Origin of the sequence: Actinoplanes sp. NPDC048791 (assembly GCF_040650095.1) — a bacterium.
Classification (GTDB): Bacteria; Actinomycetota; Actinomycetes; order Mycobacteriales; family Micromonosporaceae; genus Actinoplanes.
The window spans coordinates 1-11,624 of sequence record NZ_JBEZGQ010000172.1 but is presented as its reverse complement, the minus strand read 5'-3'; the positions used below and the strand labels follow the sequence as shown (position 1 = coordinate 11,624).

The window sequence follows — 11,624 nt, the reverse complement described above, 5'->3', positions numbered from 1 at the left end:
CGACAACGCGTCGCGGGCCAGCGCCTCCAGCTCCCGCAGCTCCGAGCGCGCCCGGCCCAGATCCACGTCCAGCAGCCGCTGCGCCAGCTCCGCCTTCACCGTCACCACCGTCAGCGAATGCCCCAGGATGTCGTGCAGATCAGCGGCGATCCGGGCCCGCTCGTCGGCCACGGCCCGCTCGGCGGTCTCCCGCTGGGTGATCTCCGCCAGCTCCTGCTGCGCCACCTGCAGCCGCCGCTGACGCTCCGCCGCCAGCCGGAACCCGCCGCTGGCGGCCGACCCCAGCAGCACCGCCAGGCCGTAACCCTGGTCGTCCCAGCCCGGCACCCGCCACGCCAGCACCTCGGCCATCACCAGCAGCACCGCCGCGAACGGCACCGCCTGCCACATCGGCAACCCGACCATCGCCGACGCCGCGACGTACACCAGGCAGGTCAGCGCGTGCACACCCGCACCGGGCACCTGCAACGCCGCCAGAGCCAGCAACGCCAGCAGGACCACCCAGAGCCGCACCACGACCCGCAGCGGCCGATCGCCGCGGCGCACCGCGCTCATCCGGGCCACCAGCGCCAGATACAGCGCCGCGAAGCCGGCCAGTGCGGCCAGCCCCACGTCGCGCTGCCAGCCCGCCGGATGGGCCAGCAGCGCCGTCAGGTTCTCCTTCAGGTAGAACAGCCACACCCCGGCGAAGACCCACCCGAAGCGCCGGCCCCGCCGCTCCGCCTCGCTCATGGTCGTGACGCTACCGCCCACTCAGACCCGCGCCGTGTCCCGGCGGAACCGCCACATCGCGCCCGCGGCGAACAACGCCGTCCACACCACCACACCCGCCGCGGCGGCCCACAGGTTCCCGTCGTGGGTCAGCGGATACCGGGCGATCTCCCCCACCCCGTACACCGGGGTGAACTTCGCAATCGTCGCGAACGTGTGCCCGAGCTGATCAACGGGCACGAACAGCCCACCGGCGAACGACAGCACCGCCAGCACCGGGCCCAGGATCTGCATCACGTTCTCACTCGGCAGCAGATAGCCCATGAACAGCCCGAACGCGGCGAACACCAGCGCGCACACCCAGGCCAGCAACCCGCAGGCCACCCACGCCGACGCCGGCAACTGCGCCCCCGACAATGCCCCGACCACGAACGTCACGCCCACGGACACCGCGCCGATCACCATCGCCAGGACCAGCTTCACCGCGATGTACGCCCCCGGCCGCAACGGCGTCAGCCGCAACTGCCGGCTCCACCCCGCCGCCCGCTCGATCGACACCATCGCCCCACCGCTGGTCGTGGCCAGCATCGCCCCGTACACCGCCATGCTGACCAGGATGTAGCCGGTCACGTTCCCGCCACCGATGCGCTCGGAGCGCGACGCCGAATTCGTGCCGAACAGCAGGAAGAACGCCGCCGGCAACACCACCGTGAAGATCACCGTGCGCTTGTTGCGGACCATCCGCCGCAGCTCCAGCCCGATCATCGCGAAACTGAAACCGCCGAAACGCGGCAGGCTACGGGCGACAGGCATGCTCATCGGGCACTCTCCGGGGTCGTGTCGTCGGCGGTCAGGGTCAGGAACGCCTGCTCCAGGTTCCGGGAGGTGATCTCCAGATCCCGGGCGGCGGTCTCCGCCAGCAGATAACGCGCCACCTGATCGGTGTCGCTCGCATGCACGTAAACGGTGTCACCACGCAGCTCCACCGACTCGACCCCCGGCAACGCCCGCAGGTCGGCCTCACTGGCACCCGGCAGCGTCGCCCGGACCGTACGGCCCGACGCCAGCGCCTTCACCTCGGCCGCCGTACCGTCGGCCACCACCCGGCCCCGCCGCACGAAGACCACCCGGTCGGCGTACGCGTCGGCCTCCTCCAGGTAGTGCGTGGCGAAAATGACCGTACGGCCACCCCGCGCGTCCTCGCGGATCGACGTCCAGAAGTCATGCCGGCCCCCGACGTCCATCCCCGTGGTCGGCTCGTCCAGGATCAGCAGCTCCGGATCCGGCAGCAACGCCATCGCGAACCGCAGCCGCTGCTGCTGGCCACCCGAGCACTTGCCGACCAGCCGCTGACCGATGTCCGCGATCCCGGCCCGCTCCAGCGCCCGCGTCACGTCGGCGCGGCCCCGCCCGAACAGGACCGCGGTCAGCCGTACGGTCTCCTCGACCGTGTAGTCCTTCAACAGGCCACCGGTCTGCATCACCGCCGACACCAGCCCCAGCGCCACCGCCTCACGCGGCGGGCGGCCGTACACCCTGGCCGTGCCCTCGGTCGGTGCCGACAGGCCCAGCAGCATGTCCACCGTGCTGGTCTTGCCCGCACCGTTGGGCCCCAGCAGGGCCACCACCTCCCCCGGACGGATCCGCAAACTGATCCCGTCGACGGCGGTGACCGCCCCGAAACGCTTCACCACCGCCTCCAGGTCGACGGCGAACTGGCCGGACCCGCGGATCCCGGCCTCAGGCAACGCGGTAACTGTCATACCCCGATCCTCAGCCCGGCCGGCGACGACCGAGGGGGGCAACCGTCACGACCATCCCATGACATCTGTCAGGGCACTCCTGGATGATCGGCTCTCCCGCCGCCCGGCACCCCGGTCCACACTGGAACAACTCGCTGTCATCCCACGGGGGGAAAACATGAGAACACTGCTCGCTGCCGTGCTCACCGCCACCGTCGCCGCCACCGCACTGGCCACACCGGCCACCGCGGCACCCCGGCAATACACGGTCACCGACCTCGGCACCCTCGGCGGCCTCTCCACCGAGGTCTACGACCTCAACGACAAAGGCGTCGCCGTCGGCCGCAGCCTCACCGCCGACGGCGAGCTGCACGCCTTCTCCTGGAAGAACGGCAAACTCACCGACCTCCCCACCCTGCCCGGCGGCCACTACGCCGAAGCCCACGGCATCAACGAGAACGGCACCATCGCCGGCACCGCCCTGAACCCGGCCGGCGAATACCGCGCCGTCATCTGGCACCGCGGCCGCATCACCGACCTCGGCCAGGGCCGCAGCATCGGCTGGGACATCAACGACAAAGGCCAGGTCCTGGTCTCCCGGGTCGACGAAACCGGCGCCCAGACCAGCCGCCTGATCTGGCACAACGGCACCGTCACCGAGCTCGGCCCGGAGAACAACACCGCCCGCACCACCGGAAAGATCAACAACGAGGCCAAGGTGCTGATGATCTTCGACAACACCTACCTCGGCTTCCAGCAGTACGGCTCCACCAGCGGCTTCGGGCCCATCGCCACCCCCGGCAGCAACTACCCCAACGACATCAACAACAGCGGCATCATCGCCGGATACTCGACCGACGAGCTGGGGCGCACCCGGCCGGTGACCTACCCGCTCGGGCCGGTGGAGCTGGGGACGCTCGGCGGGCCGGACGGCAACGCCACCGCCGTCAACGACAAAGGCGTGTTCGCGGGAGTCGCCCAGACCCCGGACGGCACCAGCCGGCCGGTGCTGTGGCGCAACCGGCAGATCATCGACCTGACCACCCGGGGACTCACCGGCAACGAGATGCCGGTCGGGATCAACAACCGCGGGCAGATGATCGCCACCATCGACTTCCGGGCAGCGTTCATCGGCTGAGCCGGGCGCGGACGGGCCCGGCCACCGCGAACGCTTACGATCACGGGATGAGTGAAGCGACGCCGGGCCCGGGCGCTGACCTGGCACGGGTCCGCGACCACCGGCGCGCCGCTCCGCACCCCTCCGCCAAGCCTCGCGCCCCGCGCAGCCTGAGCGACTGAGGCCGGACGAAGCGATGGACCGCGCGTTGCTGGCGGACTTCCTCCGGGCCCGCCGGGAAGCCCTGCAGCCGGAACAAGTCGGGCTCCCAAGGGGTGCCCGGCGTCGTACCGGTGGGCTCCGACGCGAGGAGGTCGCGGTGCTGGCCGGCATGTCGGCCGACTACTACAGCCGGCTCGAGCAGAAACGCGGCCCGATGCCGTCCGAACAGATGCTGGCCGCCCTCGCCCGGGCGTTACGGCTCAGCCCGAGCGAGGCGGAACACCTGTTCGCCCTCGGCGGGCACGCGGCTCCGCGGCGCACCCTGCCCGACGACCGGGTCGGTCTGGCCATCAGGACCATCGCCGAGCAGCTCCCGGACACGCCCGCGATCGTGTTCTCCCGGTTCGGTGAGGCGCTGCTGCAGACCCCGGCGGCGATGGCCCTGTTCGGCGACTACACCCGCTTCGACGGCCTGTCGCGCTACCTGGTCTACCGCTGGTTCACCGACCCGGCCCAGCGGGCCATCTATCCGCCCGAGGACCACGACGTCCGCGGCCGGGTCTTCACCGTGGACCTGCGGGCGGCATACACCACCGACCCGGCCGGCACCGCCGGAGAGATCGTCGACGCGCTGCTGGCGGAAAGCCCCACGTTCGCCGAGGTCTGGCGGCGCCACGAGGTGGACGTCACCCACCACCACGACCTCAAACGCTACCGCCACCCGGAAGTGGGCGAGCTGGAGTTGTACAGCCGGCGGCTGGTGGATCCCGACGAGGGCCAGGAACTGCTGGTCTTCATGGCCGAACCCGGATCGCCGAGCGAGGAGAAACTCCGGCAGCTGATCACCAAGGCCGCCTGAACCTTTTATCCATGGTCTGCCATACCGTGGACAACGAGAACATTCACCCGCCCACCGTTCTGCGCCACGCTCAAGTGGTCGAACCGGGAAGGCGGTGAGCAACGATGGACCGGGAAATACTGGCGCACTTCCTCCAGCAGCACCACGACCAGGCGACACCCGGTCACCGGGCCAGCCCGGTCCTGGAGCTCGTCGTCGCGCACCTGCCGGAGCACCCCGCGACAGTGTTCTCCCGGTTCGGCGAAGTGTTGCTGCAGACCCGCCCAGCGATCGCCCTGTTCGGCGACTACACCTGCACCGGCGGACCGTCGCGTTTCCTGGTCGATCGCTGGCTGAACGACCCGTCGGCGCGGGCACGCTACCTCGTCGAGGTCGGTGTCCCCGTACGGCACCGCCCGAGGCGCTACCGGCACATCGCACTGGGCCGGCTGACGCTGTACCGCCACCTGCTGATCTGCCCGGCCGAGCGCCAGACGCTGCTGGCCTTCACGGCCGTCCCCGGCTCCGCCAGCCACGCGAAGCTCCGCGCTCTGGCCGCCGCGAGCAACTCTGCCGGCCGGCGGTAAACCCGGACCTGCTTCGAACGCGAAGCCACCCATGATCGACGTGCTTCGAAAATCGAAGCACCTTCAGAACAGAAGGACGAGGCTCGTCATGAAAGCAGTACGTTTCCACGAGTACGGCACCCCCGAGGTCCTGCGCTACGAAGACGCGGACCAGCCCGTCCCCGGCGCCGACGAAGTCCGGATCCGGGTGGCGGCGACATCGTTCAACCCGGTCGAGGCCAACATCCGCGCCGGCGTCATGCAGGGCCCCATCCCGGTCCGGCTGCCACACACCCCCGGCATCGACCTCGCCGGCACGGTCGACGCCCTCGGCGAAAACGTCACCGGCTTCACCATCGGCGACCGGGTGATCGGCGCCCTGCCCCTGACCAGCACCGGCGCGGCCGCCGAGTACGCCATCGCCCCGGCCCGGATGCTCACGGCAGCCCCCACGAGCGTCCCACTGGTGGACGCCGCTGGACTACCGCTGGTCGGACTCACCGCATGGCAGGCCCTGTTCGACCACGCCAAGCTGACCACCGGCCAACGCGTCCTGATCAACGGCGCAGGCGGCGTCGTCGGCAGCTACGCGGTGCAACTGGCCAAGAACGCCGGCGCGTACGTGATCGCCACGACCGGCCCGCGCAGCTCCGAACAGGCCAAGATGGCCGGTGCCGACGAGATCCACGGCCACGGGATCCCGCCGCTGCCCGAGCCGGTCGACGTCGTGCTCAACTTCGCCCCGATCGCCCCGGAACAGATGACCGCCCTGGCCCCCGCAATCCGCGACGGCGGCGTCCTGGTCAACACCACCGTGTGGATGCCCGCCGCATCCGACGAGCCCCGCGGCGTACGCGGAATCAACCTCTACTTCCGCCCCGACGCCGAACAGCTCGCCCAACTGGTGACCCTGCTCGACGCCGGAAAGCTGCACCTCGCAACGACCCGGCGGGTCCCGCTGGCCGGCCTGGCGCAGGTGCACGCCGAAGTCGCCACCGCCCCGATCAACGGCAAGATCGTCGTCGTCGCCCCCAACGCCACCCTCAACTAGCAGGAGCGCAAGGTGGCCGGCGAAGCCCCCGCGCGCCGGCCACCGCCCACCCGCGCGCCGACGAACCGCTGAACGCACCCGACCCGACCACCTTGTACAGCGGCGACCAGCGCAGCTACCCGACCACCCGATCCTCACCCACCACGGAGAGCTGAACCATGACCGAACTCCTCATCGGCCCCGCCGACAAGACCGTCACCATCACCGTCCAGCAACGCACCTGGAAGACACCCGCCGACACCTTCCGGGCCCTGGTCCCCATCGACCTGCCGACCGTCTTCCGCCCGGTGGCGCCATTCCCCGGCATCACCCGCGTCGAAAACCAGACCGAACCCTGGAACCACGTCGGCGCACGACGAAACCCCCAGTTCGACGACGGATCCCAGGCCGACGAACAACTCACCGAGTACACCGACGGGCACAGCTTCGCCTACCAGCTGACGAACTTCACCAACGTCCTGTCCCGCCTCACGGCCGGAATCCGCGGCGAGTTCACCATGAACCCCGACGGGCCCGGCACCCTCATCCGCTGGTCCTACGAGTTCAAGCCGCTCCCCGGCCGCCGATGGATCCTCGCCGGCCCCTTCACCCCGCTGTGGCGCCGGTACATGATCGCCGCCCTCGGCCGATGCGTCGACGTCATCGAAGCAGGAGGCGAACCACCGGTGCACATCACCACCTCGACGGCGTCAGAGCAGTCCTGACCTCGCGGACCGCGCACACGCCGACTCCGACGGCCAGCGCACCGGTGTGAGGCCTATGACGCCGCCGAACGAGAGCGCGCCGAGCGAGAGCGCGCCGACCCCGGCAGGCGGCCAAGCCTGAGCAGCAAGCCCGGTCAGTTGCTTGCTGCTCAGGCCTGGACCAGCCCCATCTGCTGCTCATGGTGCCGACGCTGGAGTACTCCCTGACCAGCGAGCGGCGCAGGGGGTGCACGTTCTCAACGCTATGGTCCGTGACAGAGCTTGCTCAAACTGTGGACGGGCCAGCTGGCGGGCGTGGTGTGTTGGGCCAAACCCGCCCCAGGGCAGATGCGGGCGGTCGTACCGGACCAGACGCCGAGAGCAGGGTGCCGGGATACACCGACCCGGCCCACCCGATCGGACAGGAGCCGGACCGACAGCCCACCCCGCAAGAATCAACCCATGGAACCCACCCACACCGCCCTCATCATCGAGATCCCCGCCGCCGAACCAGCCGTCAACGCCCACCGCACCGCCCTGGACCGCGCAGCATCCTGGGGGGTGCCCGCCCACATCACCCTCGTCTTCCCGTTTCTGCCCCCAGACAAGATCAACGACGACACCCTGACCGCCATCCACCAGATCGCCGCTGCGGAAACCCCCTTCGACGTGACCCTCGACAGCATCGGCTGGTTCGGCGACACCGTGGTCTGGCTCGCCCCGAACCCGGCCCAACCCTTCATCGCTCTCACCGCCGCCCTAGCCGCACGATTCCCCCAGGCCCAGCCCTACGGCGGCGCATTCGACGAGACGATCCCGCACCTCACCATCGGCCACGACCACCCCCGGCCCACCCTCGAAGCAGCCGCCACCGCAGTCACCCGCCACCTGCCGATCACCACCACCGTCACCTCGATCCGCCTGATCGCCGGCGCCCGCGAACCCGGCGACAACTGGCACCCCGTCGCCGACTTCCCCCTCGGCCCCTGACCCCGCGGACAAAGGCGCCTGGCCCGGCGAACAAAGGACCCCGCGGACAAAACCGAGCCTCAGCCCGCCACGCAGAACTCGTTGCCCTCCGGATCAGCCAGCACCACGTGATGCGTGCCATCCACCGCCAGCACCGACGCACCCGCACCCACCAGCTGCGCCACCTTCGCCTCGACCCGCTCCCACACCTGCTCCGGCGAGCCGTACCGGCCCACCCGTACGTCGATGTGCAGCCTGTTCTTCGCCACCTTCGGCTCCGGCACCTCCAGGAACACCAGCCGCGGACCGATCCCCTCCGGATCGTGCAGCCACGCCCCGCCACCCTCGTCGTCCTCCGGCGGACCGAACGACGCCGCCCACTCCTCCCGGGTCCGGAACGGCGCCGGCGGCGGCTCGTCCACATAGCCCAGCGCCAGCTTCCAGAACTGCGCCAGCTCCACCGCCCGCGCACAGTCGAACGTCAGGTCCACCCGCAACGCCATCTCGCACCCCCGGTTCCGCTGTCAGCGATCACATCTTCCGCCCGGGGTACGACAAAAGGCATCGTCGACCACATGAAGCTGCTCGTGCTCGGCGGCACAGGGTTCGTCGGTCCCGCCCTCATCGACGAGGCCCAGAAACGCGGGCACACCGTCACCGTCCTCAACCGCGGCCACCAGCCACCCCCGCCGGGCACCACCTGCCTCACCGGCGACCGCCTCAGCCCCGCCGGCCTCACCGCACTGACCGGCGGCACCTGGGACCTGGTCGTCGACACCTGGTCCGGACGCCCCAGCGCCGTCCGCGACGCCGCCCGGACCCTCGACGGCCGCGCCGGCCACTACACGTACCTCTCGAGCCGCAGCGTGCACGCCGACACCGACACCCCCGCACGCACCGAGGACGACCCGCTCGTCGACGCCTCCCCCGACTCCGACGACGACGGCCCCTACTCGGCGGCCAAACGCGGCGCCGAACTCGCCGCCGAGCAGAACTTCACCGGCCCGGTCCTGCTCGCCCGCGCCGGACTGATCCTGGGCCCCGGGGAGAACATCGGCCGCCTCCCCTGGTGGCTCAACCGCCTCGCCCGCGGCGGACCCACCCTCGCGCCCGGCCCGGAAGACCTCGAACTGCAGTACATCGACGCCCGCGACCTGGCCACCTGGATGCTCGACGCCGCGGAGCAGGGCGCCGCCGGCCCCTACAACGTGGTCAGCCCACCCGGCCACACCACGATGGCCGAGCTGCTGGAAACAGCGAACGAGGTCACCGGCAACCACGCGGACCTGCACTGGGCCGACCCCCAGGCAATCCTCGACGCCGGCATCGAACCCTGGATGGACCTCCCCATCTGGCTCACCGGCCACGACTACGCGTTCATGCACGGCGCCGACGTCACCAAGGCCCAGGCCATCGGCCTGAAGATCCGCCCGGTTCGCGAGACGATCGTCGACACCTGGACCTGGCTGCAAAAAATCGGCGGTACGGCACCACAACGCCCCGACCGCACCCCGGTAGGCCTGGACCCGACGAGGGAAGCCGACTTCCTCAAGAGCATGCAGCAGAAGTAAAGGCCAACCCCGCACGGTGGCTACGGAACAAGCCCCCGACGAACACCCCACAGTGCCAGCAGCTGACCTGACCGCACGCCGCCAGAACCCGCAGCGGGACGCCACACCACAACCGGCGACGAGCCCACCCCCGCCGCCGGTGCGCAGTAACCGCACCCCGCGATCACCCCTGCGCCCAATCCCCCAAGGCTGAATTCAAATCAGGCGTAGTCGTTGATTCCTTTTTGGTTTGGAACGGCCGCGCGTGGGCGACCGAGCGCACACCCTGTAAGGCATCCTAGGATGTTGGATGGCAGGCCCGGCCCGACCCTCACAAGCCGACTGCCGGAGAATATGACCCGTGCCCACACCACCGACCACCCCAGCACTACCCGACGGGCACACCGCCGACCCCGCCAGAACCCGCATTGAGCTGCACAAACACCGCCCGGACCTGGTGGCGACCTACGACGCGGCCCTCCCGGCGGCCCGAGCCGGGATCATGGCCCGCCTCCTCAACACCCTGCACCACGAGCCACTCCCCGGCGTAACCCACCGTGCACACCACGTCGAACTCGCCGACGGCCGCACCCTGACCGCCCCCGCTGCGGCCACCCTCCCCTTCGCCACCCCCGAACCCGGCCTCACCGCCTGGCTCACCCGCGGCGGAAGCCGCCCGAGCAGCTTCCGCCGGGAGGAAGCGAGCCGGGACGAGGCGAGCCGGGACGAAGCGAGCCGAGACGAAGCGAGCCGAGACGAAGCAAGCCGGGACGAGGCGAGCCGAGACGAAGCAAGCCGGGACGAGGCGAGCCGAGACGAAGCAAGCCGGAACAAAGCCAACGGGGACGAAGCCAATCCGGACAGAAACCGCCCGGCTGACGCCTACGACGACCCCGCCACCCTGCTGCGCTCTCTGAACCTCGGCCCCCACACCGAACGCCTCGCCCAGGAGCTCGACAACAGCGTCGCCAACCTGGCCCTCGCCTACGCCGATCCCCCACCCACCCCCGCCACACAAGACCTCAAGAGAGCCCAAGGCGACCCCGACGGCCTCGGCCGCCTCGAGCAGCGGATCCTCGAAGGCCACCCCCTGCACCCCTGCACCCGTACGCGCGGCGGAATGACCGTCGCCGACGTCCTCGCCTACGCCCCCGAGCACCGCCCGGTCATCCGCCTGCGCCGTCTCGCCGTCCCGCCCGACCGCTGGTACGGCAACACCCCACCCCTGCTCTACGCCCACCCCTGGCAGGCCGAACGCCTCACCGCCCGCTACCCGTGGCTGACCGACGCCGGCGAGACCGAGCCGGTCCGCCCCCTCATGTCCCTGCGCACCGTCGCTCCCCTGTCCGGCGCCGACCATCTCAAGACCGCCGTCGACATCCAGATGACCTCCGCCGTGCGTACCGTCTCACCGGCCGCCGTCCACAACGGCCCGCGACTGTCCGACCTGCTCGCCACCCTCACCGCCGATCTGCCCCTGACCGTCCTGCGGGAGACCGCCGCCGGCGCGGTCCTGATCAACGGCCGGCCCCAGCGCCACCTCGCCTATCTGCGCCGCCAGGCCCCGCGGATCACCGCGACCGAGACCGTGCTCCCCCTGGGCGCCCTGCCGGAGCTGCTGCCCGGGCTGGCCACCGACCCGTACGCGTGGTGGCACGACCTCGTGCACCTGCTGCTGCCGCCGCTGCTGACCGTGCTGGACCGCGGCGTCGCGCTGGAGGCCCACGGGCAGAACACGCTGCTGGTGCTCGACGGCGGCCGGCCGTCCCGGATCGTCTACCGCGACCTCGGTGGTGTCCGGGTCAGCGCCCGCCGGCTGCGCGCCCACGGCGTCGAGGCACCGCCGGTCGAGGGTGATCTGCCCAGCGACGACCCGGACGTGCTGCGCACCAAGCTGGCCGCCGCCGTTCTCGGCACGGTCGCCGGGCAGCTCATCGCCGTGCTGGCCCACGCCGGCGCCGACCCGGAAAGGCTGTGGGCGGCCACCGCCGCCGCGATCCGGGGCACCGCGACCCGTGACGCGGCCCGGCTGCTCAATGATCCGCTGCCGGTCAAGGCGACCACGGCGATGCGGCTGGCCGACGACCCGCTCGACGACCTCTGGACCACCCACGACAATCCGATGGCGGGGGCATGACACGCAGCCTGGCGACCCGGCGGCTCGCCATGACCGCCGCCCACACCGGCGCGGCCCTGGCCGTGCACGCACCGCAGCTCAGTGACGGGTTCACCGCC

General features: G+C 70.8%; 12 protein-coding genes. 8 read left to right on the top strand and 4 right to left on the bottom strand.

Features of this window, described 5'->3' with window-relative positions:
* From AB0C29_RS15555 to AB0C29_RS15545, 3 genes are all read right to left on the bottom strand, one after another.
* Window positions 1-732 (bottom strand): histidine kinase (locus AB0C29_RS15555; RefSeq protein WP_360820631.1); only part of this gene is annotated, 732 nt, incomplete at its 3' end.
* Window positions 733-753: 21 nt separating this feature from the next.
* Complete coding sequence (locus AB0C29_RS15550; protein WP_360820629.1) at window positions 754-1,530, bottom strand: ABC transporter permease; 777 nt, start codon at window positions 1,528-1,530, stop codon at window positions 754-756.
* A complete protein-coding gene (locus AB0C29_RS15545; RefSeq protein WP_360820627.1) occupies window positions 1,527-2,474 on the bottom strand; it encodes an ABC transporter ATP-binding protein in 948 nt (315 codons plus the stop codon). Before AB0C29_RS15545 ends, AB0C29_RS15550 begins: the two co-directional genes overlap by 4 nt.
* Window positions 2,475-2,631: 157 nt before the next feature.
* Here AB0C29_RS15545 and AB0C29_RS15540 point away from each other — a divergent pair, with 157 nt between their 5' ends.
* From AB0C29_RS15540 to AB0C29_RS15515, 6 genes are all read left to right on the top strand, one after another.
* Window positions 2,632-3,591 (top strand): hypothetical protein, encoded by a 960-nt coding sequence (locus AB0C29_RS15540; RefSeq protein ID WP_360820625.1) that lies wholly within the window; start codon window positions 2,632-2,634, stop codon window positions 3,589-3,591.
* A 175-nt stretch (window positions 3,592-3,766) separates the two neighbouring features.
* Complete coding sequence (locus AB0C29_RS15535) at window positions 3,767-4,591, top strand: helix-turn-helix transcriptional regulator (protein ID WP_360820623.1); 825 nt, start codon at window positions 3,767-3,769, stop codon at window positions 4,589-4,591.
* Window positions 4,592-4,695: 104 nt separating this feature from the next.
* Complete coding sequence (locus tag AB0C29_RS15530) at window positions 4,696-5,157, top strand: hypothetical protein (protein ID WP_360820622.1); 462 nt, start codon at window positions 4,696-4,698, stop codon at window positions 5,155-5,157.
* An 88-nt stretch (window positions 5,158-5,245) separates the two neighbouring features.
* Window positions 5,246-6,187, top strand: coding sequence for an NADP-dependent oxidoreductase (locus tag AB0C29_RS15525; protein ID WP_360820620.1), 942 nt, complete (start codon window positions 5,246-5,248; stop codon window positions 6,185-6,187).
* Window positions 6,188-6,345: 158 nt separating this feature from the next.
* A complete protein-coding gene (locus AB0C29_RS15520; protein ID WP_360820618.1) occupies window positions 6,346-6,891 on the top strand; it encodes an SRPBCC family protein in 546 nt (181 codons plus the stop codon).
* Window positions 6,892-7,332: 441 nt separating this feature from the next.
* Window positions 7,333-7,860 (top strand): 2'-5' RNA ligase family protein, encoded by a 528-nt coding sequence (locus AB0C29_RS15515; RefSeq protein ID WP_360820616.1) that lies wholly within the window; start codon window positions 7,333-7,335, stop codon window positions 7,858-7,860.
* Window positions 7,861-7,919: 59 nt separating this feature from the next.
* Here AB0C29_RS15515 and AB0C29_RS15510 read toward each other — a convergent pair whose 3' ends face one another.
* A complete protein-coding gene (locus AB0C29_RS15510; RefSeq protein ID WP_360820614.1) occupies window positions 7,920-8,342 on the bottom strand; it encodes a VOC family protein in 423 nt (140 codons plus the stop codon).
* Window positions 8,343-8,414: 72 nt separating this feature from the next.
* Between AB0C29_RS15510 and AB0C29_RS15505 the strand changes: the two genes are divergently transcribed.
* Window positions 8,415-9,410: an NAD-dependent epimerase/dehydratase family protein gene (locus tag AB0C29_RS15505; RefSeq protein ID WP_360820612.1), complete on the top strand. Its 996-nt coding sequence runs from the start codon at window positions 8,415-8,417 to the stop codon at window positions 9,408-9,410.
* A gap of 340 nt (window positions 9,411-9,750) precedes the next feature.
* Window positions 9,751-11,526, top strand: coding sequence for an IucA/IucC family protein (locus tag AB0C29_RS15500; protein WP_360820610.1), 1,776 nt, complete (start codon window positions 9,751-9,753; stop codon window positions 11,524-11,526).
* Window positions 11,527-11,624: the final 98 nt, after the last annotated feature.

What these genes read in the sequence shown, in the direction of transcription:
- AB0C29_RS15550 (WP_360820629.1), bottom strand. Translation starts at nt 1,530, where the DNA reads ATGAGCATGCCTGTCGCCCGTAGCCTGCCGCGTTTCGGCGGTTTCAGT.
- AB0C29_RS15545 (WP_360820627.1), bottom strand. Translation starts at nt 2,474, where the DNA reads ATGACAGTTACCGCGTTGCCTGAGGCCGGGATCCGCGGGTCCGGCCAG.
- AB0C29_RS15540 (WP_360820625.1), top strand. Translation starts at nt 2,632, where the DNA reads ATGAGAACACTGCTCGCTGCCGTGCTCACCGCCACCGTCGCCGCCACC.
- AB0C29_RS15535 (WP_360820623.1), top strand. Translation starts at nt 3,767, where the DNA reads ATGGACCGCGCGTTGCTGGCGGACTTCCTCCGGGCCCGCCGGGAAGCC.
- AB0C29_RS15530 (WP_360820622.1), top strand. Translation starts at nt 4,696, where the DNA reads ATGGACCGGGAAATACTGGCGCACTTCCTCCAGCAGCACCACGACCAG.
- AB0C29_RS15525 (WP_360820620.1), top strand. Translation starts at nt 5,246, where the DNA reads ATGAAAGCAGTACGTTTCCACGAGTACGGCACCCCCGAGGTCCTGCGC.
- AB0C29_RS15520 (WP_360820618.1), top strand. Translation starts at nt 6,346, where the DNA reads ATGACCGAACTCCTCATCGGCCCCGCCGACAAGACCGTCACCATCACC.
- AB0C29_RS15515 (WP_360820616.1), top strand. Translation starts at nt 7,333, where the DNA reads ATGGAACCCACCCACACCGCCCTCATCATCGAGATCCCCGCCGCCGAA.
- AB0C29_RS15510 (WP_360820614.1), bottom strand. Translation starts at nt 8,342, where the DNA reads ATGGCGTTGCGGGTGGACCTGACGTTCGACTGTGCGCGGGCGGTGGAG.
- AB0C29_RS15505 (WP_360820612.1), top strand. Translation starts at nt 8,415, where the DNA reads ATGAAGCTGCTCGTGCTCGGCGGCACAGGGTTCGTCGGTCCCGCCCTC.